Consider the following 21,625-nt stretch of genomic DNA (forward strand, 5'->3'; position numbering starts at 1 on the left):
CAACCAAAGGATGAACCCATATGGCAGACTATGAAATCTTCGATCTCGGCAGCTTCACGTTCCAGAGCGGCGTCACGTTGCGTGGCGCAAAACTCGCTTACAAGACCTTCGGCAGGCTCAATGCCAACAAGGACAACGTCATCGTCTATCCGACCTGGTATTCGGGCCAGCAACAGGACAATGAATGGCTGATCGGCAAAGGTATGGCGCTCGATCCCGACAAATATTTCATCATCATCCCGAACATGTTCGGCAACGGGCTTTCGTCCTCGCCAAGCAACACGCCGGAACCGTATAACGGACCGCGCTTTCCCAAGATCACCATCTACGACAATGTGCGCGCGCAGCACCGGCTGGTGACGGAGAAGTTCGGCATCGAGAAGATCAGGCTGGTGGTCGGCTGGTCCATGGGCGGCCTGCAGTCCTTTCAATGGGGCGCGCTCTACCCTGACATGGTCGACCTCATCGCTCCGTTCTGCGCCTCGGCCAAATGTTCGCGGCATAATTTCGTCTTCCTCGAAGGCGTCAAGGCGGCGCTCACCGCCGATGGCACCTGGGCGGAAGGCTGGTACGAGAACCGCCCCACGCGCGGCCTGCGCGCTGCCGGACGCGTCTATGCCGGCTGGGGCTTTTCGCAGGCATTCTATCGCCAGGAATTGGACCTCAAAGACCTCGGCTATTCGAATTTGGAGGATTTCCTGGTGGCGTTCTGGGAAGGGCACTTCCTGGCCCGCGACGCCAACAATCTGCTCGCGATGCTGTGGACCTGGCAGAACGGCGATATCTCCGACAACGAAATCTACAAGGGCGATTTCAAGAAGGCGCTCGGGGCCATCAGGCCCAAAGCCTATGTCATGCCAAGCCGGACCGACCTCTATTTCCCGCCCGAGGACAGCGAGATCGAAGTCGCCAACATGCCCAATGCCAGCTTTGTGCCGATCGAGTCCGTCTGGGGGCACTTTGCCGGCGGCCCGGGCACGAGTCCGCAGGACATCAAGTTCCTCGATGGGAAATTGAAAGAATTGCTGGCCAACTGATCACGGTCACTGCTTGCAGTTGGCCACGGTCACTGCTCGGTTGACCTCCGCCGTGGCTGCACGCAGGATGAACGGTGGCCACGGTCCAACGACAAGAAATGCGGTCGGGGAACTTTGGGAGTGTATATTGACCGGATCGAGCAATACCTCCGAACCTTGGCGCGTCGGCGTCCTCTTTTCCCGCTCGGGCTTCATGGCTCTGATCGAGGAAACGCAATTGCGCGGCACGCTGACGGCGATCGAAGAGATAAACGACGCCGGCGGCGTCAACGGCAGACCGATCGAGCCGATCTGCTACGACCCGGCTTCGGAGGCGAGCGCCTTTGGGCGCTACGCCAAGAAGCTGATGGTCGAGGACGGCGTCAGCACGATCTTCGGCTGTTATACGTCGAGCAGCCGCAAGGCGGTTCTGCCGGTGGTGGAACGGCTCAACGGACTGTTGTGGTATCCGACCCTCTATGAGGGTTTCGAATTCTCGCCCAACGTCATCTACACCGGCGCGACGCCCAACCAGAACAGTGTCGAACTGTGTCGGGTACTGATGCAGACTTATGGCACGCGCTTCTACTTCATCGGCTCCGACTACATCTACCCGCGAGAATCCAACCGGATCATGCGCGAGCTGATCCGCAACAGCGGCGGCAGCATCGCGGGCGAATCCTATGTCAGCATGGGCGCCAAGCGCGCCGAGTTCCTGCCGGTCATGCGCGACGTGAAACGCGCCCAGCCCGATGTGATCTTCTCGACCGTCGTCGGCGACGGCACGGTCTATCTCTACCAGGCCTATGCCGAGCTCGGCATCAATCCAAAGGTTATGCCGATCGCCAGCCTGACCACGACCGAGGCCGAGATCCGCGCCATGGGCCATGATGTGGGCGAAGGCCACGTCACCGCCGCGCCCTACTTCCAAGGCGTAGGCAATGAATGCAATTCCAGCTTCGTGCGGCGCTACAAGAAGCGCTATGGCGAGGACGAGCCGACCAACATGTGCCTGGAGGCCTCATACTTCCAGGTCAACGTCTTCGCCAAGACCCTCGAGCAGACCGGCTCGATGGACACCGAAATCCTGCGCGCCTCGGTGATGGGGTCGGAATTTGAGGCGCCGCAAGGCGATGTCGTCATCAACTCGACCTGGGGTCATGCGGATCTGTGGACCCGCATCGGCCGCGCCAACAGGCAGGGTCAGTTCGACCTCGTCTACGAATCGCAGAGTTGCGTCCGGTCAGATCCGTATCTGCTTGGGTACGGGCGCAGCCTTCGCCAGCAATCTCTGGAACTGACCTGACCGACGGCAACAAGGGAGGACAATCGTGCAAGAGACCGTCGATATGAGAAATCGTGACAAGGCCGGGCAGGCGGGAACCACGCGAAAGGATGCGGGACACTTCGCCCAGGCCGCCTCCGCTTCTGCCGCCAAGTCTCTGTGGCACCTCAAGGTCGCCGTTATCGTCGAACGCGATGACGATGGCGAACGCCTGTTGCGCGAATTGCAAAGGCTGCGCTGCGAAATCCATCATGAATGGCCGATGCCGCCGCAAATATCTGTTCACTACGACGTCGTCTTCTGCGCTCTTTCTCCCGATCTGCCGCAGCGGCTGCCCTGGATTCCGGGAGAGCCAGGCGCTGCCTTGGTTGTCGTCGATCGCAGCGAGGGTCCGCTCGATCTGAAGCTTCTGCACAATTGCGCGGCCCACGGCGTGCTCCACTATCCCACGACCGCGCGAACCGTGCAGGCAGTGCTGTCACTGGCGCGCAGCCACTTCCTCTACGAGCGTCGTCTGCGAGGGCGCATCGACAAGCTGGATGAGAGCCTGCGCACCATGCGCAGCGTCGAGCGCGCAAAATCGCTTCTGATGCGGGTGAAGAACATCACCGAGGAGGAGGCCTACAACCATCTGCGCCGGCAGGCGATGGAGCGGCGTGTGACGATCGGCGCCGTCGCCAACGCCATTGTTGACTCGCACGACCTTCTCAGTTAGCGTTTTCGAATTGGCGGCAACGGTGCCGCTCACGAAATACGGGTAATGGAACCTCACGGCATTCGCGGAAGCGAGGCGTGGGGTTTTTTGTTGCGAACGACAGGGTTCGCGAGCGGCATAGCGCCGTAGACATCAATGGCAACAGGGCCTCGAAACGATCTGCTTTGCGCAGTTCGCTTCGGGGCCTTTTGCGTTTTCAGGGGAGAAAAAGGTGAATAAAGACCGTCGCAGTTTTCTGAAGGCCACCGCAGCGCTCGGCACGGTATCGCTCGTCGGGTTCCCGCATATCTGGAGCAAGAATGCCTCGCTTGCGCGAGCCGCCGATGGCCAGATCAAGGTCGGCGTCCTCTTCTCGCTGACCGGCACTACGGCCATCATCGAGGAATCGCTGAACAAGGCCACGATCATGGCCATCGAGGAGATCAATGCCGCCGGCGGCATCAACGGCATGCAGATCATACCCGTGGTGGAAGACCCGGCGTCGGACCCGGCCACCTTCGCCGAAAAGGCGCGCAAGCTGGTGCTGTCCGACAAATGCGTCTCGGTGTTCGGCTCCTACACCTCTGCCAGCCGCAAGGCGGTGCTGCCGGTGTTCGAGAAGCAGAATAATCTTTATTGGTATCCGACCCTCTATGAGGGGCGCGAGTGCTCCAAGAACGTCATCTATACCGGCGCCGTGCCCAATCAGCAGCAGGATGATTTCGTGCCCTGGCTGGTCAAGAATTTCGGCAAGCGCTGGTACCTGATCGGCTCGAACTACATCTATCCCAAGGAAGAAAACAACTACTGCAAGAAGATGCTGGCCGAACTCGGCGCCGAAGTGGTGGCCGAGGAATACGTCCCGCTCGGCCATTCCGAATTCTCGTCCGTCATCAACAAGCTGAAGGCGGAGAAGCCCAACGTCATCTTCTCGACCGTCGTCGGCGACTCCGTCGTGGCGCTGCACCGGCAGTACCACGCGGCCGGTCTCGATCCCGCGACGATGCCGATGGCAAGCCTCACCACCTCGGAGAACGAGGTCGCGGCGATGGGCGGCGAGGCGGCGGCCGGGCACTTCACCTCGGCGCCTTACTTCATGGTCTGGGATTCGCCGGAGAACCACAAATTCGTCGACGCCTACAAGAAGCGCTGGGGTGGCGACAAGGTCACCCACTTCGTGTCCGAGCCGTCTTACTTCCAGGTCCATCTGTTCAAGCAGGCGGTTGAAAAGCTCGCAGGCAGCGACATCACACCCAACGCCATCCGCGAGGCGGTGAAGGGCCAGGAGATGGTGGCGCCGCAAGGCAAGGTGCGCATCGAGCCGGAGAACCTCCACACCTGGCTATGGCCGAAGATCGGCCAGTGCCAAGCCGACGGCCAGTTCAAGATACTCAAGCAGACCGACGATTGGCTGGAGCCGGTGCCCTACAAAGCCTACCCGAACCAACGGTGCACGGCCGAAGGCCTCAAGCAAATCTGAGACCGCGAGACGAAACCGGCGGCGCTGCCTCCAGCGCCGCCAGCTCCTCGGAAGGCATGCCATGGACATCGTCGTATCGCAGCTCATGACCGGCCTCAGTATTGCATCGATCTTGATGCTGGTCGCGCTTGGCCTCGCCATCATCTATGGCGTCACCGGCGTCATCAACCTGGCGCATGGCGAGTTCGTCATGCTCGGAGCCTATGTCGCCTGGGCGCTCCAGGCGGAGTTCGGCATGGGCCTGCTTGCGAGCCTGGTGCCGATCTTCCTCATCATGGCAGCCGTCGGATGGCTGGTCGAGGTGCTGGTCATCAGCCGCCTCTACGGTCGTCTTCTCGACACGATCCTTGCCACCTGGGGCATAGGCGTCATGGCGCAGCAAGCCGTGCGCCTCGTTGTCGGCGGCGAGCTTCGCTACGTGCAGATGCCGGAGTCGCTGTCGAAGAGCGTGACGATCCTGGGCGCGACGGACTCGGCCTATCGCCTGTTCATCCTGTTCGTCGCGCTCGCCCTCTTTGGCGTGACATGGGTGATCTATCGCTACACGAATTTCGGATTGAAGCTCCGCGCCATCACCCAGAACCGCGCGGTCGCCTCCAGCTTCGGCATCAACACCAGCCGCATCTATCGCCTGACCTTTGCTTACGGCGCCGGCATGGCCGGTCTTGCCGGTGCGCTCGTCTCGCCGTTGAAAAGCGTCTCGCCGGAAATGGGCACCACCTATGTCGTCGACGCCTTCATGGTCGTTGTGCTCGGCGGCACGCAAAGCCTGATGGGGACGCTCGCGAGTTCCGGCATCCTGGGCGAGCTGTCCGGCTACCTCGCCTTCTACTCCAACGACACCATCGCCAAGGCATTGGTCTTGGTCGCCATCGTCGCACTCATCCGGTTCCGGCCGCAGGGGCTCTTCACGGCCCATGCGCGGACCTAAGGCCGCTCAAGACATTCAATCCAGGGAAACAGCAAAAGTGTCCGGCAAGACAAAAACCGAGATGGCGATCTATGCAGTGGTGTGCCTGGCAATACTGCTGGTGCCGGTGTTTCTCGACGACGCGTTCCTGCTCAACAAATATGCCCGCTATCTCGTGCTCGGCATGCTGGCCGTCGCACTCAGCCTGTCCTGGGGCTATGCCGGCATCCTCAACCTCGGCCAGGCCACCACCTTCGGGCTCGGGTCCTATTGCATGGCCATGGCGCTCAAACTGAAGACCATTCCCGTCCATACTGGTTCTGACGGCCTGCCGGACTTCATGGTCTGGAACAATGTCACCGAGCTGCCCTGGTTCTGGAAGCCGTTCTATTCGATGAGCGTCGGCGTCGCGGCCGGCATCCTGATACCGGCACTGTTTGCCGCGCTGCTTGGCTGGTTCATGTTTCGCGGCCGGGTCACCGGCGTCTACGCCGCGATCACCACCCTGGCAGCGATGGTGGTGGTACAGCTTCTGATCATCGATCAGCAGGCTTATACAGGCGGCTTCAATGGCATCACCGATCTCGCGCAGTTCGACGTCGCCGGCTTTGCCTTCGATGCCTATGGGCCGGCCATCTACTATCTGGTCGCTATCTGCCTGACGGCGTCGTTGTTCATTGCCTTCGCGATCACCAAGAGCAAGGCCGGCCTCATCGTCCAGGCAATACGCGACGAAGAGGATCGGGTGCGCTTTTTCGGCTATGACGTCGCGCTCTACAAGATCTTCGTCTTCTCGGTTTCGGGCGCAATCGCCGGTGTTGCCGGCATGCTCTACACGATCGTCATGGAGTTCGCCTCGCCGACTTTCCTCGGCGTGCCGATCTCACTTTCGGTGGTGATCTGGGTGGCTGTCGGCGGCCGCCAGAGCCTGCTCGGCGCCATGCTCGGCGCGCTGATCGTGACCGGCATGCAAGGTGCGCTTTCGGAATCGGAAACCTTTCTCGACAGCTGGACGCTGATCATGGGCCTGCTCTTCGTGCTCGTCGTGCTATTCCTGCCGAAGGGTATTGCCGGCGCGGTCGAGACGATCGCCGGGCGTTTTGAGCGCAGGCGCACACTTGCCCGACGGCAGTCGCGACGGGCCGACACCGTCGGCGAGGCTCCCCGCCTGGAGCGCCTGTCATGAGCAGCCCCCAGCTCGTCATCGATCAGGCACGAGTTTCCTTCAGCGGATTCGTTGCCGTCTCCGATCTCACGCTCAGCGTCGGCCAAGGCGAATTGCGCTGTCTTATCGGGCCGAACGGCGCCGGCAAGACGACGGCGCTCGACCTGATCTGCGGCAAGACGCGGCTTGCGTCGGGTGCGGTGCGCTTTCAGGACAAACCCATTCATCGCCTGAGCGAGCACGCCATTGCGAGGGCCGGCATCGGTCGCAAGTTTCAGGTGCCGAGCGTATTTCGCGACCTCAGCGTCTGGGACAATTTGCATATAGGCCGCTCGGCTCGCCCCGGCGTGCTGTCCAACCTGCTCAGCTTCGGGCAGGGCGATGACAAGGTGGAAATCGAAAGGCTGGCGGAGCTGGTCGGCCTCGAAAACGATCTCAAGACGCCTGCCGCGCATCTGTCACATGGCCAGACCCAGTGGCTGGAGATCGCGCTGATCCTCGCACAAAATCCTCTGCTTATCCTGATAGACGAGCCGACCGCCGGCATGACCCAGCAGGAGACGAAGAAAACCGCCGAACTGTTCTGCGGCTTGCGCGGCAAACACACGCTGATCGTCGTCGAACACGACATGGGTTTCGTGCGCGATATCGCTGAGACCATTTCCGTGATGCACCAGGGCAAGTTGCTGGCCGAAGGAACGATCGGCGAGATCGAGGCCAACCAGGCGGTGCGCGACGCCTATCTCGGCTCGGGAGGGATCGGCCATGCTTGAGCTTGCCAATGTCGATGGCTTCTATGGCCGCAGCCGCGCCCTTCAATCCGTGTCGCTGAACGTCGAGGCCGGCGACTTCTTCTCCGTGCTTGGCCGCAATGGCGTCGGCAAGACCACGCTGTTGCGCACCATCCTCGGGCTGATGAGCCGCACCACCGGCTCGATCCGGCTCGACGGCGAGGAACTGGTCGATCAGCCGACCCACAAGCGCGCTCTGGCCGGCGTCGGCTACGTTCCGCAGGGCCGGGGCATTCTGCCCGCCTTCACGGTGCGCGAGAACCTCATGGTCGGCACATTCGCCGCCAAGGACGGCGGCGGGCGCATCGCCGAATGGGTGCTGGAGCTCTTCCCCATCCTCAAGGAATTCCTCGGCCGGCGCGGCGGCAATCTTTCCGGCGGCCAGCAACAGCAACTCGCCATTGCGCGCGCGCTGCTGTCTGAGCCCAAGGTCATGCTGCTTGACGAGCCGACCGAAGGCATCCAGCCCAACATCGTCGAGCAGATCGAGAATGTGCTGATCGATCTCAACCGCAAGCAGGGCCTGACGATAGTCCTGGTCGAACAGAACATCGCCTTCGCGCGCCGCGCCTCGCGGCACTTCGCCATTCTCAACCGCGGCAGCGTAGCGGTCGGCGGCCCGATCGGTGAGCTCAGCGACGACATGATCCACCAGCATCTGGTTGTCTAGACGGACACCGGCAAACCCGAGGAGGAAACAGCAAATGTATCACGGCGATATTTCGAGCAGCAACGACACGGTTGGCGTTGCCGTCGTCAACTACAAGATGCCACGCCTGCATACGCGCGAGGAGGTGCTGGCCAACGCCCGCAACATCGCCAAGATGGTGGAAGGGATGAAGACCGGTCTGCCCGGCATGGATCTCGTGATCTTCCCCGAATACTCGACCCACGGCATCATGTACGATCAGAAGGAGATGTACGAGACGGCCTCATCCATCCCCGGCGATGAGACCCGGATATTCGCCGAGGCCTGCAAGAAAGCCCGCGTCTGGGGCGTCTTCTCGATCACCGGCGAGCGACATGAAGAGCACCCCAACAAGGCGCCCTACAACACGCTGATCCTGATGAACGACAAGGGCGAGATCGTGCAGAAATATCGCAAGATCATGCCCTGGGTGCCGATCGAGGGCTGGTATCCCGGCGACTGCACCTATGTCTCCGACGGCCCCAAGGGCATGAAGATCAGCCTGATCATTTGCGACGATGGCAACTATCCAGAGATATGGCGCGACTGCGCCATGCGCGGGGCCGAGCTGATCGTTCGCTGCCAGGGCTACATGTATCCCGCCAAGGAACAGCAGATCCAGATTTCGAAGTCGATGGCCTGGGCCAACAACGTTTATGTCGCCGTCGCCAACGCGGCCGGCTTCGACGGCGTCTATTCCTATTTCGGCCACTCGGCGATCATCGGTTTCGACGGGCGCACGCTGGGCGAATGCGGCACCGAGGAGATGGGCATCCAGTATGCGCAGCTGTCGACCTCGCTGCTGCGCGATGCGCGCAAGAACATGCAGTCGCAGAATCACATCTTCAAGCTGCTGCATCGTGGCTATACCGGCCTGATAAATTCCGGCGACGACACGCGCGGACATGCCGTTTGCCCGTTCAATTTCTACAGGCAGTGGATCACCGATCCGGAAGGCACGCGCGAGAAGGTCGAGGCGATAACCCGACAGACTGTCGGCACGCCCGAAAGCCCGATCGAAGGCATTCCCAACAAGGTGGCAGCCCATCGCTAGAGGGATGGCTCCTCCCAAGCGCCGCGGCCTGCGAGGGGCTGCGGCGCGCCATTTTTAAAGCCGTATGATGTCGCATCTGGAGATTGAAATGGACCATGGGACTGGCCCTGCGGCGGTGCGTGAGGCCAAGGACGATGCACTGAACGACTTTCGCATCGCCGCCGAGCCTTTTTTCCGACCTGTGGGCAATGAAGTTGCGCTGTTCGAAGCGGCCTTTGCCTCCCGCATGCCGGTGATGCTGAAGGGCCCGACAGGTTGCGGCAAGACACGTTTCGTCGAGCATATGGCGTGGCGGCTCGGACGGCCGCTAATCACCGTTTCATGCCATGAGGACATGACCGCGTCCGATCTCGTGGGGCGTTATCTGCTCGACGCGGACGGCACGGTCTGGCACGACGGTCCGCTGACTCTGGCCGTGCGGGCAGGCGCCATCTGCTATCTCGATGAGATCGTCGAGGCACGCCAGGACACCACCGTCGTCATCCATTCGCTGACCGACGATCGCCGCATCCTGTCGCTGGAAAAGAAAAACGAGGTGCTGAAGGCGCATCCCGACTTCCAGCTCGTCATCTCCTACAATCCCGGCTACCAGAGCGTGCTCAAGGACCTGAAGGAATCGACCAAGCAGCGTTTTGCGGCCATCGCCTTCACCTATCCGGACGAAGCGGTCGAGACCGAGATTGTTGCGACCGAGTCGGGGGTCGACCGCCAGTTGGCCACGACGTTGGTGCGCATTGCGCATCGCGCGCGCAACCTGAAGGGGCATGGACTGGAGGAGGGCGCTTCCACCCGGATGCTGATCAATGCCGGCCTGCTCGCCCGTCAGGGCATCTCCATCGAACAGGCTTGCGAGGTCGCCCTGGTGTTGCCGCTCACCGACGATCCCGACATGCGCGACGCGCTGAAGTCCGCCATCGCGGCTTGTATCTGACGACCGTGACGGAGCGAGCGCCGGCGCCGGCCAGGCGCGATGCGACCCATGAGGAGGCACCGAACCTGCAAGTGCGTGACGCCTTCCCCGGCGACTTCCATCCGGCATGGATTCGCGCATGCCGCCGTTTGTCCGGCGCTGGCTATGGCGAGGCGGTTTCCGACGCTTACATGCGTTACTCGCCCGAGATATCGAGGCTTGTCTCGCCGCCAGTGGCCATAGATCTGGCCGACCTCGTCTCGAGGCTCGCCATTCGATCCGGACGGACTGCGGCTTGCCTGCTGCCCGAGCAGGCAATCGCTGTCATTCGGAGTGCGGGAAAAGACCAGTTCCCCCGCTGGCTGCGCCTCATCGAATATATCAGCACCAGCGCAGCGGAATCGGTGCCGCTGGTGCTTGGCCAGATGCCGTGGCTTTTGGGGCAGGCCGAGCTCGACGGACTGGAATCATGGGTGCGCATCGGCATCAGGACAGCCGAAGGCGATCCGCAGAGGCGGCTGCGCTTCTTCAAGCTGGAAGATGCCGCAGCACTTCTATGGCTGCAACGGACCAGCGGGCAGATAGGCTTTGCCGATATGGAGTCACGCCTGAAGCCATTCCTCACCGCGCTGTGGGGCGACACGCCGCCGCTGCGCGAGACGCCGGCCAACGCCCCCGAGCAGGCGCGACGCCGGGCCGGCTTCGACGGCAATGTGGTGCGCTTGCCCTCATCCTTCCCCGGCTTCCAGCCCGCTGACAGCGAACGCCTCTACCGTGCGGCGGTCGCCCATCTGGCCGCGCATCTGCGCCTCACGCGAGAGCGCTTCCCTGTCGGCGGCCTCAAGCCGGCGCAGATCGCGCTGGTTTCACTGATCGAGGATGCTCGCGTCGAGCAGTTGGCCTTGCAAGAATTGCCTGGACTGGCGCGGTTGTTCCTGCCGTTTCACACGGTGACCACGGCCGCCACCGCCCCGGCGCTGTTCGCGCGGCTTGCCCGCGCGCTTGCCGATCCCGCCTTCGAAGACCCCAACCCTTGGGTCGCCAAAGGCCGTGACGCATTTTTCGCTTCCAGAGACGATTGGCACGATCAGCAACTCAGCCGCCGGATAGGGAATCTCCTCGGCAACGATCTCGGCCAGATGCGGGTGCAGTTCGATGCCAAGAACTATGTCGTGCAGCCGCCTTACCGCGACGACAATCTTGGCCTGTGGGATTTCGGCGATGACGACCAACCGGCCGAGGAGGCCGAGCACGTCCTGTCCGCCGCGCGTCTACGGCAAGAGGACAATGACGAACGTCCCGACCGCGCCGAACCCGAGAGCAATCCGGATGGCGATATCGGCCGGTTCGAGGTGGAGGACCTGCCGTTCGATGGCGTGCTGGTGGCACGCTATCCCGAATTCGACTATGTCACCGGCCGCGACCAGCCGGATTGGACTTCGGTGAAGGAATATCAGGCCAATGCCGGCGCTCCCGCCGAGCGGATTCTCCGGCTGCGCGAACAGCGTGCCGATCTGGCCAGCAGGCTGACGGCGCTGATCCGTTCGGCTCGTGTCAGCCGCGCCGAACGCCTGCGGCGACAATCGGAAGGCGAGTTCCTCGACATCGATGCCTGTATCGACGCGGCCATTGCACGGCGCATCGGCGAGTCACCGAGCCCGCGCATCCATGGCCGCTATGAGCGCCGCAGCCGAGACCTGTCCGTATTGCTTCTGCTGGATATTTCGCAGTCCACCAGCGAACGCGTTCGCGACGGCAAGCAGACTGTGCTGGAGGTCGAGTGCCAAGCCGCCGCGCTTCTGTCGCAAGCCATGTCCGGCCTCGGCGATCCCTTTGCAATTGCAGCATTCTGCTCGGACCGCCGCGAGGATGTGCGCTATATCAGGATCAAGAATTTCAGCCAGCCATACGATGGATTGGTCGAGGCACGGCTGGCGGGCCTGCAAAGCGGCTTCTCGACCCGCCTCGGCGCAGCCATACGCCACGCCGCCGCCGACCTTGCCGGCCAACGCAGCTACAGGCGCTTGCTGCTGGTCGTTACCGATGGCGAACCATCGGACATTGATGCCGATGATCGCCGCTATCTGGTCGAAGACGCGCGCAAGGCCGTGCAAGGTCTCAGCCGGTCGGGAATGAATACATTCTGCGTCGGCCTCGATTCCAGCGCGGAGGCCTCTCTCGAACGCATCTTCGGCCAGAAAAATGCCATCAGCATCGCCACGGTCGAGCGACTAACGGAGCTGTTGCCCAAACTCTATCTGACACTCGGGAAGTGAGTGCGGGTTGGTCACAGAGCGTCGACTGTCTGCTTGCTCTCACTGTTCCGACAAAAGAACTCTTGGATAGCGGTGGCATTGAGAACGGGCGTATCCATGGCGACCCAGCCGTGCCGGGATCGCAATCAACAACGCTGAATGACTGGCGTAAGGGCATTTTGGCCGAGTTGGATCAGGTGGCCGACGCGGGAGAACGCTACGGCCTTTCCCCGCACTCGCCGAGCTGCCTATTCCGGCTTCGCTGCTATGGCTGAGTTAGGTCGCAGTTGCGGCCCGCGTCAAGGGCTGGTCTTCCTCGACTCCGCGCGAAAATAGCTCGCGGAGCCCGGAGGAGCCGTAGCTTTTTACCTTCTTTGTGATCGGGGCGGAGACCTTCGACAAGTTGCGGCCCGATGCCATCAAGCGGCGGCCTCGGAACATTCTTGAGCGCCGGCAGTTCAGCGCTAAAGGGATGGCTTCATGAAACGATTGGCTTTGTTGGTGGTCGCGGGTCTCATCGCAGGATGCAGCGATAACGGCGTCGATGGCTCGAAGACGAATTCGGTCAGCAACCAGCCGCCGGATAAGAATCCGCAGGTCGAAAGGGATCCAACTGCGGAAACGAGCACTGGCGGCGACCAGCAGGGCGTCCAGCCCGCTCAGCCAGCCGCCCCAAAGAAATAGGAAGTACTTTGGCCGACAGAACGAAAGCAGGCTCGAAATCGGATCGCGCTCCTGAACGTGACGCCGAGGCCCAGTCCGAGAAGCATCACAAGGGCGGCAGGAACGACGGCGTCGTAAGCGCCGATCCGCGCGTTATCTCGGGAAAGAAGGATGGCGATGCGACCTTTCCGATCAAGAAAGACGAATGATCCGCTTAAGGCGTCTCGAATGGTCACTCCAGTAAAACTGCATGCCCAATTTTCGTTTTGAGACCGTGGCTGGTGGCCGCTCCAGCATGATCGAGGAAGACTTTGCAAGTATCGACCTGGCCAGTCCCAAGGCTGTTGAATTGGCGAAGGCAGCGGCGAGTTCTTTTCCGCCAGGTGCCGACCATTCAGACTCCCACGTCAAAGTCTATGACGACGCGGGCTATCTGATCGCGACCGTCAATTTCTCCGATGTGCTGGGAGACGATCCATTGGACGAAAAAACCGACCCGCCCAATGAAGAGCCGGGCGTGTTGCGCTCTGGTTGAATTTCGATCGCCAGACCAACGCTACTGTTCAAAAGATCACGCTGCGCCCAGAAACGTTCATTGCGAGCGCTCATTTTTAAGCCAAACTCTAACGCAGGCCTTGTCCCTCCAGATAGCGCACGGCCCGACGCATCAGACCCTCCGCCAGAAAGGTTCGTGACGCCGGACTGCCGGATGGGGCTGCTGGCGGAACATTTCGCTCCACTTCGGACTGACTTGAGCGGCGCGTCTCCTGCCGAGGGAGGAGGACGAGTTGCGGGTAGGAACTGCGCTCGAGGTGCATCCAGCAACTCGACAGGAGCCGCGACATGAGAGACGGATGGCGTCCGTGGGTCCCTGCCAAACACCTTAAACCCTCGCATGAGGGAACGAAAGTAAGTCAGCGCAGTTAATCTGTCTCTCATCCTACTCAGGAGGCCGACATTGGGTCGCGGTATCTTGCTCTGGCTTTTGGGAATTCCTATCCCGATTATCATTCTGATCATGCTCTTCGCTCGGTGAGGGGCCGGTGATGGTCGATCTTGTATCGTCGGACACGCGATCTGACCCAACGGTCGAGGCGTCGTCCTCAGCGGTTAGTTGGGGACCGATAATCGCGGGCGCACTAGCCGTCTCCACGCTGACAGTCATCCTCATGTTGGTCGGCGCTGGGCTGGGACTTTCCTTCATTTCGCCTTGGAGCGGATCAAATCCCTCGCCGACCGCGACAGCGGTTGCGGCAGGCGTATGGCTGGTCATCGTACAATGGCTGTCGTCCGGCGTCGGGGGCTACCTGGCGGGACGATTGCGCACGAAATGGGTCAGTGTTCATACCGATGAGGTCTATTTCCGTGACACTGCCCATGGTTTCTTGGCTTGGGCTCTAGCCACTCTTCTTGTGGCTGGCGTGTTCAGTTCCGCGCTGTCCTCCATCGTTGGTGCGGGGGTCCAGGCAGCCTCCACCGTCGCGTCGGGCGCGGCGATGGGAGCGTCGGCGGGTGCGGCGGCCGGAAACCCCGCGACAGACACCCTGGGCTACTATGTGGACCAGCTATTTAGGCCCACGGACTCCGGTGCGGCCGTGGTCGCCGGTAACCAGACCCAGAATGCGGCGGTCGGCGAAGTTTCGCGGATTCTGGTAGCGAGCGCAGCCTCAGGTCAAGTATCGGCTGAAGACAAGGCTTACCTAGGCCGTGTCGTGGCATCGCGAACCGGACTCTCGCAGGCGGACGCCACCAAGCGGGTTGATACGGTTCTTGCTGGTATCGAGGAGGCGAAAAACAAGGCGAAGGCAGCCGCGGACAAAGCTCGAAAGGCCAGCGCTACCTCGGCGCTCATAGGCGCGCTTTCGATGATCATCGGAGCCTTCATAGCGAGTGTTGCAGCCACTATCGGCGGGAGACAGCGAGACGAAGAGGAAGCGCTTTTTCTTAGGGGATGAGGAGTCGATCGACAGGCACCTCCGTGTTGGAACAATGTTTTCTTGGTGAGCACGCGAGTAACGGGCCAACGACCTCGATCAAGAAGGTCGAGTATGATCCGGCCGGCTCCTATCGGTCTGGTTTGTGACCAGACGCCCTACTGAGGTCTATGCGGCATTCCGCCCGCATTTGTCAAAGGCCGCTACTTCAACGACTACATTCACAACCACTTTCACTATCGTATATCGCGCCTTTAAGATGCGGCCGCGGCGCTTCAGAAACGCGCCTTTCCTTCGCCAGCCGCCCGATACGGCGTGCCACACCGTCGATCCACCTGCGTTTCAAAAGTCGGTCTGGAGTTTGACCGGCGCGGGAAATCCTTCGACAAGTTCGGCGAGCCTGTCCGGGGCAAGTGCGCTCGATGCGCGCCCTGTCGGGGCCGCGACGGTCGGGCGCTATTATGACCCGCGCGACGCGGACGTGATCGGCAGAACAACTCGGCATGAAGGCTGCGTGCAAGTACTCCGCGAGACGCTCGACAAGTTCGCTGAGGGTAAGGCTAACCAGTGCGCGCTGCTGGCATTTAACCCTCTATACCCGCGCCTCATCGAGAGAGGCGCGGCCTGCGCTAAAGACTTGGATAGCTCCCGCGGTGGGGCACTTCAGAGGGTGTTCTCGCTGCTGGTCTTGCCGGAATCACCCCACACCAAATCTCCCTTGGAGACTTTCTGGTCCGGCGGCGCCGGCCGCCTCTAGGCGCCATTACTCCCGCACATGGGTGAAAAAGCGGAATACCGGCCAACCGGCAATTGCTTCGCGCAATTTTCTGAAAAGCTCCCCTTCCTTTTCGATGGCAGACCGAACCTGCACGGCAGCCCATCCGGCTTTCATTGTGCCGCCGACATGACAGTGACAAACAATTGCGTGCAACTGCCAATCCGCTAGCTCGAAGAAGCGCTTGGCTTCGCCATACGTATCGTTCTTCAATCCTTGCGCGCATAAGATTGGATCGGCGAAAGCGACGCTGAGCGGCGAGCCGAGGCATTGGGCTTTCTCGCGCACTTCAAAGGTCATGTATTCCGTACCGGGAAAGGCGGCGAGGCACCGCTCGGGATTTCGCTCGAGAAGCGCTGCCCAACGTTCCAAACGCTGACGTCGCGGCATGACCGGGAAGATCGCTTCGACTTGCGCGACGCCATTCAGGTCTTGAATTGTCTGATGTTTCATGGCCGTCTCCTGTTGCGAGGCGCTCTGCCTGCAGCAAACTCGCACAGGCCGGAGTTGCCTAAGTCGTTCTACGCAAGGGAACCTGCATTCGGTGGGGAAGTTCCATTGCCGAGAAAATTTAAGGTGCCCGCTCCTGCCTCCAATTCTTCAGTTCGCGTGGGCCTTCCGAGTGCAAACGGACTATGGCGTTTGACCCGCCGCCACTAGCCATTGAATGGGCGCGTGGGCATCGCTCACCTGGAGCGAGTGGCAACGAGCATCGGCCCAAATGGCGGATTGCCGGCTATCGACATCTGTCCGGGGGGCCGTGGCAAGGCGATCAACGCTTCGCGTGACTGATGTCCATGACGTCGAAGCTGCCCGCAAGGCAACGATGAGCCATGGTATAGATTGGATGAGCGGCGGCAAACCGAGCCTCGCCCGTCGATGGTCGCTCACGCCTGCGCAGCCGGGGACAGTCGAAGTGCGTTGCGAACCGCTGTAAGCAGTGACGTTGACGCATAGGGCTTCACCAGCCAGCCGAGGGGCTCCGCTGCCGCGGCCCGGCTGCGGGTAGCCTGATCGGAATGCGCGGTCGCAAAAACCGAGTGGAGGCCGTAGGTTCCGAAACAATTCCACAGCGGTCTCGATGCCGTCCATTCGTCCGGCAAGGCGGATATCCATGACGGCCAGAACCGGGTGCCCGGATGCGGCTATTTTCAGAGCCTCTTCGCAGGGCGCTACGGCCGAGACGGCGAAACCGGCAGCCACCAGAGTATTTTCGGTCTCCATGGAGATAAGGTAATCGTCCTCCACGACCAGAATCCGCGCTGGACCCGCGGGCCCTGTCCGGCTGGAAGTCTGGCCGTCGGTCGCCAGAGCGCTATCTGTTTTGTCCGGCGCGTTTGTAGGCTAATCGGGGTCGCGGATGAGGAGCGTCACCGAACTGACGGTGGAGCGCCGTGCCGCTGGCGCGCTGCGCCCGGCAAGGGAAGCTGCGCCGCGGCGCACGCCGTCACTATCGTCGGGTTGCATGCCGCGCCCTTGCCCGCCTTGCTCTTCGCGGCCTCCTGTTTGTGCCCGAAGGGGGCGAGCGTGAAATGGAAGGGAGGCGCCGCGAAGGTGCGCGAACGAAAAATGGATAAAGCAGAACTTGAAAGGCTGAAGGACAAGGTGCCCTGCGCAGCGGTGCTGGAACGTGCGGGGTTCGCCCTCGACATCAAGCAGAGCACCCGCAAGGCGATGAAGTATCGCCGCGATGCGGCGATCATCATCGTCATCCATGACGGTAAGGGCTGGTTCGACCCGCTTGGCGACGACAAGGGTGACGTCTTTCGCCTGGTCGAACATCTCGAGGGCGTGCCCTTCGTCGAAGCCATGAACGATGTCGCCTGTCTCGTCGGCTTCGTGCCATCCGGGCCGGTCCGGCAGCGGGAGTCCCGCGATCGCGAGCCCGATCTGTCCATTTCGGAACGCTGGCAAGCCCGACGCAAGCCGTGGCGAGGATCGGCAACCTGGTGCTATCTTACCGAGGCCCGACATCTGCCCGAACACATCATCCGCGTTGCGGTCGCAGCTAGTGTCCTGTGCGAAGGTCCGCATGGCTCGATGTGGGCGGCCCATGTCGACGCCGGTGGCGCACTCACCGGCTGGGAAGAGCGCGGCCCAGAGTGGCGGGGCTTTGCCACCGGCGGCGCCAAGGTGCTGTTCCGGCTCGGCCGACCCGGTGCGCTTCGCCTTTGCGTCACCGAAGCGGCGATCGACGCCATGAGCCTTGCTGCGCTCGAGAGCTTTCGCGCCGACACGCTCTATCTCAGCACCGGCGGCGGCTGGTCGCCAGCGACCGATGCGGCGCTCCGCGCGCTTGTCGCGCGGCTCAGCGTCCGGCTCGTTGCGGCAACGGATAACAACAGGCAGGGCGACATATATGCCGGCCGGCTGCTCGCTCTCGCGGGTGCGGCAGGCTGCGGTTGCGAGCGTCTGCGCCCGGTCGCTGATGACTGGAATGCCGATCTGAAGACGAGAATTGGGGAAGGAGGAGAGGGGGAGAAAACCGAGGGCCGCATGCCCGCCGTTCGCCTCAAGGGTGAAGCTTCGCCCGGCTCGCGCCGGCCCTTGACCCGCCCGGGCGGAGAGGCGGCCGCGGGGGAAGGGTCCAGAAGGGCCGAAGAAGATGGTGATCCATAGGGGATGAACCGCGCTCCGGCCGCTCAAGGCCAAGGAGCGTCCCTATGATCCAATCCTCCATCCGCAAGATCTACTTCGGCGTCGCCGATCGCCGGCAGAAGTTCGAGGGCGTGGATATTGTTCGGGAGATGCGTGGAAGCCACACCTCACAGCACGGTTTCGAAAGCGCAGCACAAAATCAGATGCCTGCACGCTGCGCCGGAACGTAACGAAGCGACTTCCGTGCAAAGAATGCACACAAGCCGTCTCCATCGGAGGGGACGCCGCAAGCGGCCGACGCATACGGGGATTTGGGGTCCGGTACATGAAAGCGTCGGCCGCCAGGTTTGGGCGGGGGCGCGTCTCAAATGACGCTCGGGTAGATTAGGCGCGCTGTTTGCGCCTTCAATTAGGATGCCCTGATATGGTGAATGAGCGGTTACTATCCACAGGCCTATTTGAAGGCGTACTTGTAAACCGCGCGGTTGCTTTCCTCGGTGACGCGCACCCATTGCGCTTCATCACGGCGACCCTGGACCTCCTTCTTGGTCCCGACCGTCGCGGCCTGCCACGGTGTGTCGGCGATGACAGTGTAATGGGAGACCGGCGTGTCGCCGGCCATCTCCTCGACCATGTAGCTCTTCATCCGCTCTCAACTTCGGCCGCAGCCGCTTGTTCCTTTCGGTCAGAGTCGCGAAGCCTTGCCGTCAGTGCTTCAAGCGCCTCCACGTCGGGTGCGTATTGGGCCGCGTGCGCCGGATACCGTTGCATCTGCTGGCGATAGAACGTCAGCCATTTCGGCAAGTCGGCAATCGGGAACGTCCCTCGCCAAATGCCTTTCTCGAGCGTGAAGGTTCCCGCCGCCGAATCGTAAATCGCTTTCGTCTGCATGCTTGCCTGATAGCATTGGTCGGAGCGGGAACCATGCTCGGCGCCAACTGTTCCATGTGATTGGATCGGTGAGGAACAACACATGGCGGCGCCACGCGCGGTTTGGAAGGGCTTTCTAAAAGTCGGGTCGGTCGCCTGCGGGGTCAAGTTGGTGGGTGCGACCACAGAGGCCGGGAAGGTCCATTTCAAGATTCTGAATCGCCAAGACGGCTTGCCAGTCAAAAGCGCCTATATCGATGAAGAGACTGGCGAAGTCGTTCCCTCGGAGGACCAGATCAAAGGCTTTGAGGCGGAGAAGGGCGACTTCCTCGAGATAGAGCCTGACGAGATCAAGAAGCTGAAGCTCACGTCGCAACATACGCTGGACGTGGAAGGCTTCGTTTCGATCGACGATATCGACACGCGTTATCTCGAAAAGCCCTATTATGTCGTCCCATCTGACGGCGCCGCTGTCGAGGCGTTTTCGGTGCTGCGTGAAGCCATGGCCAAGAAGCGGGTCGCGGCGCGATCCTGCGTTGTTCTTTACCAGCGGGGCCGGGAGGTTATCATCCAGCCGTTCGGCAAAGGAATGCTCCTGACGGAATTGCGCACCCATAACGAGATGGTTTCAGAGCGCAGCGTTTTCGACGATCTGAAGAGCCCGAAGTACGACAAGGATCTGCTCGAAATTGCCGGGCTCCTGATCGACAAAAAGGTCACGAAGTTCGACCCGTCAAAGTTTGAAGACACCTACGAGGATGCGTTGATCGCTATGATCGACGCCAAGCGCAAAGGCAAGAAGCCGCCCAAGCCGGCGCCAAAGCCGAAGGAGAATGTCGTCAACCTGGCAGCGGTGCTGAAGAAGAGCCTTGCCGCGGAGGGTATCAAGGGATCGGCAAAGGCAAAGCCTGCGCGAAAATCGGCCTAGCCGGTTCCTCAAAGCCGGCGTCGCCGTGATAGACTGCCCGGGATGCTCGCGTTCCTTTTTCGTGGGAAACTCTATGTGCAACGATTATGAGCAGCACGTCGCTTGGGCTGAATATTGCCGGATGATGGCGTCGCTGGCGCTCAAGGTCTCGGCCCATCAAACCGAATTAGACCTACCGCAGGCAGACGATGTCCGCATCAATGATCCGGCGCCGATCATGCGCGCTGCCGGGGAGGCGATCGAACTTGCCTCCATGACGTTCGGTTTTCCCCCTTCGGGATCGAAAGGCGGGCCAGTATTCAATTTCCGATCGGAGGACCGCCGTTTTGCTGATAGCAACCGTTGCCTCGTGCCGGCGTCGGCGTTCTTCGAATTCAGAGGCACCAAATACCCAAAGGCGAAACACCGCTTCACGCTGAATGGATCGCTGTTCCTGGCCATCGCTGGACTCTGGCGTGAGGCGGCCGGCAACAAGCCGCCCACCTTCACTATGCTGACGACCGATCCCGGGCCGGATGTCGAGCCATATCACAATCGGCAGGTGGTCGTGCTTCAGCCCGAGAACTGGAACGCCTGGCTCGACCTGTCGAAACCAGAGAGTGAGCTATTGCGACCGCTGCCGGCCGGGTCGCTATCCGTTGAGACTGTGCGGCCAGAGCGGTCCTAATCGCGCAGGGCTTCGGGCACGCTGAGTGGTCCCATTTCCAGAATTCGCTCGTAGGCGCCCTGGCGGCGCCAGACGCCACGAGGGTGTCCGTTCTCTCGGTCACGCTTCGGATCGAAAGCGACGCCGCCGAAGTGGTCGAAGAAGGCCACCGCGACTTCGCGATCGGCGAAGCAGTGCAACCGCCATTGTTCCTGCTTGCCGTCTTCCCAAATCGCGGTCACCGCTCTTGTCCGGCAGGACATGCTGCGCTCGTCAAGAAACCGCCTAATCAGCGTGTAATTGCGGTCCATGCAGATGTCGTCTGGCAACGCGACCTGGTGCGGCATATCGCGATCGATGGTCGACGGCGGTGGAATGCTGCGGCTGCGCCTTGTCATTCTAGCAATTCAAGCCGCAGCTCGCGCGGCACTTCTGGCCAGCCCGCACAACAGGCCTCAAGGGCAGCCTTGTTAGCTTTCATCCAGACCGCCGCAGCAGCATCGTCGTCTTCGGTAGGCTCTGCGTCCTCGGAAAAGCTTTGGCCGTCCCATCCTTCGAGGGCGAACATTCCGTCGGCGGCTTCCTCCGCAGTGATGCCGGCCTCGGCAAAAACGGCCTCCGCGGCAGATATACCGCGAGCCACTTCTTCGGGCGAAGCGCCTTCTAGGTTTAGGGTCATCTTCATGGATGCCTGCATATTGCCGACAGTGAACGAAATGAGAACAAAAAAGTCAAGGGACCCATTGACCGGCTAGGAATTTGTTCTCTATCTCAGACGGATCAGCAGGAACTCATGAATGGCACGGGCGGCTCGCTCGGCTGGCGGAGCTATGGGCAAAACAGCAGAGGACAATTTCAAGGTCGAGGTCTGGGACCGGGAGGAGTCCACACTGGTCGAAACCATCTCGCGGTCGCCGGATTTCATCGTGTCGCAGGCGGGATGGCAGGCTGCAATCCGGCGGC

General features: G+C 61.4%; 25 protein-coding genes. 19 read left to right on the top strand and 6 right to left on the bottom strand.

Going from position 1 to position 21,625, the window contains the following annotated elements; all coding sequences use genetic code 11:
• Nucleotides 1-20 precede the first annotated feature (20 nt).
• The 15 genes from FJ471_RS01325 (at nucleotide 21) to FJ471_RS01395 (ending at nucleotide 14,866) form a co-directional block, all read left to right on the top strand.
• Nucleotides 21-1,037: an alpha/beta fold hydrolase gene (locus FJ471_RS01325; RefSeq protein ID WP_140801382.1), complete on the top strand. Its 1,017-nt coding sequence runs from the start codon at nucleotides 21-23 to the stop codon at nucleotides 1,035-1,037.
• Nucleotides 1,038-1,161: 124 nt separating this feature from the next.
• A complete protein-coding gene (locus FJ471_RS01330) occupies nucleotides 1,162-2,322 on the top strand; it encodes a transporter substrate-binding domain-containing protein (protein WP_224668078.1) in 1,161 nt (386 codons plus the stop codon).
• A gap of 25 nt (nucleotides 2,323-2,347) precedes the next feature.
• A complete protein-coding gene (locus tag FJ471_RS01335) occupies nucleotides 2,348-3,016 on the top strand; it encodes an ANTAR domain-containing protein (RefSeq protein WP_140801383.1) in 669 nt (222 codons plus the stop codon).
• Nucleotides 3,017-3,227: 211 nt separating this feature from the next.
• Nucleotides 3,228-4,475: a transporter substrate-binding domain-containing protein gene (locus tag FJ471_RS01340; protein ID WP_140801384.1), complete on the top strand. Its 1,248-nt coding sequence runs from the start codon at nucleotides 3,228-3,230 to the stop codon at nucleotides 4,473-4,475.
• 61 nt (nucleotides 4,476-4,536) lie between these two features.
• On the top strand, nucleotides 4,537-5,406 hold the full coding sequence (gene urtB, locus FJ471_RS01345) for an urea ABC transporter permease subunit UrtB (RefSeq protein WP_140801385.1): 870 nt from the start codon (nucleotides 4,537-4,539) through the stop codon (nucleotides 5,404-5,406).
• A gap of 37 nt (nucleotides 5,407-5,443) precedes the next feature.
• On the top strand, nucleotides 5,444-6,571 hold the full coding sequence (gene urtC / locus FJ471_RS01350; RefSeq protein ID WP_224668069.1) for an urea ABC transporter permease subunit UrtC: 1,128 nt from the start codon (nucleotides 5,444-5,446) through the stop codon (nucleotides 6,569-6,571).
• Nucleotides 6,568-7,323, top strand: a complete 756-nt coding sequence (urtD, locus tag FJ471_RS01355) for an urea ABC transporter ATP-binding protein UrtD (RefSeq protein WP_140801386.1) — start codon at nucleotides 6,568-6,570, stop codon at nucleotides 7,321-7,323. The genes urtC and urtD overlap by 4 nt, the downstream gene beginning before the upstream one ends.
• Nucleotides 7,316-8,011 (top strand): urea ABC transporter ATP-binding subunit UrtE, encoded by a 696-nt coding sequence (gene urtE, locus FJ471_RS01360; RefSeq protein WP_140801387.1) that lies wholly within the window; start codon nucleotides 7,316-7,318, stop codon nucleotides 8,009-8,011. The genes urtD and urtE overlap by 8 nt, the downstream gene beginning before the upstream one ends.
• A gap of 34 nt (nucleotides 8,012-8,045) precedes the next feature.
• The gene (locus FJ471_RS01365) at nucleotides 8,046-9,083 is read left to right on the top strand and encodes an aliphatic amidase (protein WP_140801388.1); all 1,038 of its coding nucleotides are present in this window, start codon (nucleotides 8,046-8,048) and stop codon (nucleotides 9,081-9,083) included.
• 88 nt (nucleotides 9,084-9,171) lie between these two features.
• Nucleotides 9,172-10,014 (top strand): CbbQ/NirQ/NorQ/GpvN family protein, encoded by an 843-nt coding sequence (locus FJ471_RS01370; protein ID WP_140801389.1) that lies wholly within the window; start codon nucleotides 9,172-9,174, stop codon nucleotides 10,012-10,014.
• Between the two features lie 71 nt (nucleotides 10,015-10,085).
• Nucleotides 10,086-12,269, top strand: a complete 2,184-nt coding sequence (locus FJ471_RS01375) for a VWA domain-containing protein (RefSeq protein ID WP_140801390.1) — start codon at nucleotides 10,086-10,088, stop codon at nucleotides 12,267-12,269.
• Nucleotides 12,270-12,728: 459 nt separating this feature from the next.
• Nucleotides 12,729-12,932 (top strand): hypothetical protein, encoded by a 204-nt coding sequence (locus FJ471_RS01380; protein ID WP_140801391.1) that lies wholly within the window; start codon nucleotides 12,729-12,731, stop codon nucleotides 12,930-12,932.
• An 8-nt stretch (nucleotides 12,933-12,940) separates the two neighbouring features.
• Complete coding sequence (locus FJ471_RS01385; RefSeq protein ID WP_140801392.1) at nucleotides 12,941-13,120, top strand: hypothetical protein; 180 nt, start codon at nucleotides 12,941-12,943, stop codon at nucleotides 13,118-13,120.
• Between the two features lie 41 nt (nucleotides 13,121-13,161).
• Complete coding sequence (locus tag FJ471_RS01390) at nucleotides 13,162-13,446, top strand: hypothetical protein (protein ID WP_181179069.1); 285 nt, start codon at nucleotides 13,162-13,164, stop codon at nucleotides 13,444-13,446.
• A gap of 511 nt (nucleotides 13,447-13,957) precedes the next feature.
• A complete protein-coding gene (locus FJ471_RS01395; RefSeq protein ID WP_140801394.1) occupies nucleotides 13,958-14,866 on the top strand; it encodes a hypothetical protein in 909 nt (302 codons plus the stop codon).
• Nucleotides 14,867-15,608: 742 nt separating this feature from the next.
• On the opposite strand, the gene FJ471_RS01400 is transcribed toward FJ471_RS01395, so the two are convergent.
• Together FJ471_RS01400 and FJ471_RS35140 are read right to left on the bottom strand one after the other, a co-directional pair.
• Nucleotides 15,609-16,073: a hypothetical protein gene (locus FJ471_RS01400; RefSeq protein ID WP_140801395.1), complete on the bottom strand. Its 465-nt coding sequence runs from the start codon at nucleotides 16,071-16,073 to the stop codon at nucleotides 15,609-15,611.
• Between the two features lie 180 nt (nucleotides 16,074-16,253).
• Complete coding sequence (locus tag FJ471_RS35140; RefSeq protein WP_246684570.1) at nucleotides 16,254-16,844, bottom strand: hypothetical protein; 591 nt, start codon at nucleotides 16,842-16,844, stop codon at nucleotides 16,254-16,256.
• A 345-nt stretch (nucleotides 16,845-17,189) separates the two neighbouring features.
• Between FJ471_RS35140 and FJ471_RS01415 the strand changes: the two genes are divergently transcribed.
• Nucleotides 17,190-18,239, top strand: a complete 1,050-nt coding sequence (locus FJ471_RS01415; RefSeq protein ID WP_140801476.1) for a DUF3991 and toprim domain-containing protein — start codon at nucleotides 17,190-17,192, stop codon at nucleotides 18,237-18,239.
• Between the two features lie 44 nt (nucleotides 18,240-18,283).
• Nucleotides 18,284-18,448 (top strand): hypothetical protein, encoded by a 165-nt coding sequence (locus FJ471_RS34650; RefSeq protein ID WP_181179071.1) that lies wholly within the window; start codon nucleotides 18,284-18,286, stop codon nucleotides 18,446-18,448.
• A gap of 224 nt (nucleotides 18,449-18,672) precedes the next feature.
• Here the strand turns inward: FJ471_RS34650 and FJ471_RS01420 are convergent, their stop codons facing one another.
• Both FJ471_RS01420 and FJ471_RS01425 read right to left on the bottom strand, forming a co-directional pair.
• Nucleotides 18,673-18,864, bottom strand: a complete 192-nt coding sequence (locus tag FJ471_RS01420) for a hypothetical protein (protein ID WP_140801397.1) — start codon at nucleotides 18,862-18,864, stop codon at nucleotides 18,673-18,675.
• The gene (locus tag FJ471_RS01425; protein ID WP_140801398.1) at nucleotides 18,861-19,109 is read right to left on the bottom strand and encodes a hypothetical protein; all 249 of its coding nucleotides are present in this window, start codon (nucleotides 19,107-19,109) and stop codon (nucleotides 18,861-18,863) included. Before FJ471_RS01425 ends, FJ471_RS01420 begins: the two co-directional genes overlap by 4 nt.
• A gap of 82 nt (nucleotides 19,110-19,191) precedes the next feature.
• Between FJ471_RS01425 and FJ471_RS01430 the strand changes: the two genes are divergently transcribed.
• Together FJ471_RS01430 and FJ471_RS01435 are read left to right on the top strand one after the other, a co-directional pair.
• Complete coding sequence (locus FJ471_RS01430; protein ID WP_140801399.1) at nucleotides 19,192-20,016, top strand: Ku protein; 825 nt, start codon at nucleotides 19,192-19,194, stop codon at nucleotides 20,014-20,016.
• A gap of 73 nt (nucleotides 20,017-20,089) precedes the next feature.
• Nucleotides 20,090-20,683, top strand: a complete 594-nt coding sequence (locus FJ471_RS01435; RefSeq protein WP_140801400.1) for an SOS response-associated peptidase — start codon at nucleotides 20,090-20,092, stop codon at nucleotides 20,681-20,683.
• Here FJ471_RS01435 and FJ471_RS01440 read toward each other — a convergent pair.
• Together FJ471_RS01440 and FJ471_RS01445 are read right to left on the bottom strand one after the other, a co-directional pair.
• Complete coding sequence (locus tag FJ471_RS01440; protein WP_140801401.1) at nucleotides 20,680-21,060, bottom strand: hypothetical protein; 381 nt, start codon at nucleotides 21,058-21,060, stop codon at nucleotides 20,680-20,682. The genes FJ471_RS01435 and FJ471_RS01440 overlap by 4 nt on opposite strands.
• Complete coding sequence (locus FJ471_RS01445; protein WP_140801402.1) at nucleotides 21,057-21,347, bottom strand: hypothetical protein; 291 nt, start codon at nucleotides 21,345-21,347, stop codon at nucleotides 21,057-21,059. Before FJ471_RS01445 ends, FJ471_RS01440 begins: the two co-directional genes overlap by 4 nt.
• Between the last annotated feature and the right edge of the window lie 278 nt (nucleotides 21,348-21,625).

Source organism: Mesorhizobium sp. B2-7-1 (assembly GCF_006440735.1).
In the GTDB taxonomy this organism is placed as follows: Bacteria; Pseudomonadota; Alphaproteobacteria; order Rhizobiales; family Rhizobiaceae; genus Mesorhizobium.

Excerpts from the sequence above, each read along its gene's own strand:
- FJ471_RS01420 (WP_140801397.1), bottom strand. The coding sequence starts at position 18,864 with ATGAAGAGCTACATGGTCGAGGAGATGGCCGGCGACACGCCGGTCTCC.
- FJ471_RS01395 (WP_140801394.1), top strand. The coding sequence starts at position 13,958 with ATGGTCGATCTTGTATCGTCGGACACGCGATCTGACCCAACGGTCGAG.
- FJ471_RS01325 (WP_140801382.1), top strand. The coding sequence starts at position 21 with ATGGCAGACTATGAAATCTTCGATCTCGGCAGCTTCACGTTCCAGAGC.
- FJ471_RS01435 (WP_140801400.1), top strand. The coding sequence starts at position 20,090 with ATGTGCAACGATTATGAGCAGCACGTCGCTTGGGCTGAATATTGCCGG.
- FJ471_RS01425 (WP_140801398.1), bottom strand. The coding sequence starts at position 19,109 with ATGCAGACGAAAGCGATTTACGATTCGGCGGCGGGAACCTTCACGCTC.
- FJ471_RS01370 (WP_140801389.1), top strand. The coding sequence starts at position 9,172 with ATGGACCATGGGACTGGCCCTGCGGCGGTGCGTGAGGCCAAGGACGAT.
- urtB (WP_140801385.1), top strand. The coding sequence starts at position 4,537 with ATGGACATCGTCGTATCGCAGCTCATGACCGGCCTCAGTATTGCATCG.
- FJ471_RS01415 (WP_140801476.1), top strand. The coding sequence starts at position 17,190 with ATGGATAAAGCAGAACTTGAAAGGCTGAAGGACAAGGTGCCCTGCGCA.
- FJ471_RS01440 (WP_140801401.1), bottom strand. The coding sequence starts at position 21,060 with ATGACAAGGCGCAGCCGCAGCATTCCACCGCCGTCGACCATCGATCGC.
- urtD (WP_140801386.1), top strand. The coding sequence starts at position 6,568 with ATGAGCAGCCCCCAGCTCGTCATCGATCAGGCACGAGTTTCCTTCAGC.
- FJ471_RS01400 (WP_140801395.1), bottom strand. The coding sequence starts at position 16,073 with ATGAAACATCAGACAATTCAAGACCTGAATGGCGTCGCGCAAGTCGAA.
- FJ471_RS01390 (WP_181179069.1), top strand. The coding sequence starts at position 13,162 with ATGCCCAATTTTCGTTTTGAGACCGTGGCTGGTGGCCGCTCCAGCATG.
- FJ471_RS35140 (WP_246684570.1), bottom strand. The coding sequence starts at position 16,844 with ATGGAGACCGAAAATACTCTGGTGGCTGCCGGTTTCGCCGTCTCGGCC.
- FJ471_RS01365 (WP_140801388.1), top strand. The coding sequence starts at position 8,046 with ATGTATCACGGCGATATTTCGAGCAGCAACGACACGGTTGGCGTTGCC.
- FJ471_RS01380 (WP_140801391.1), top strand. The coding sequence starts at position 12,729 with ATGAAACGATTGGCTTTGTTGGTGGTCGCGGGTCTCATCGCAGGATGC.
- urtE (WP_140801387.1), top strand. The coding sequence starts at position 7,316 with ATGCTTGAGCTTGCCAATGTCGATGGCTTCTATGGCCGCAGCCGCGCC.
- FJ471_RS01445 (WP_140801402.1), bottom strand. The coding sequence starts at position 21,347 with ATGAAGATGACCCTAAACCTAGAAGGCGCTTCGCCCGAAGAAGTGGCT.
- FJ471_RS34650 (WP_181179071.1), top strand. The coding sequence starts at position 18,284 with ATGATCCAATCCTCCATCCGCAAGATCTACTTCGGCGTCGCCGATCGC.
- FJ471_RS01430 (WP_140801399.1), top strand. The coding sequence starts at position 19,192 with ATGGCGGCGCCACGCGCGGTTTGGAAGGGCTTTCTAAAAGTCGGGTCG.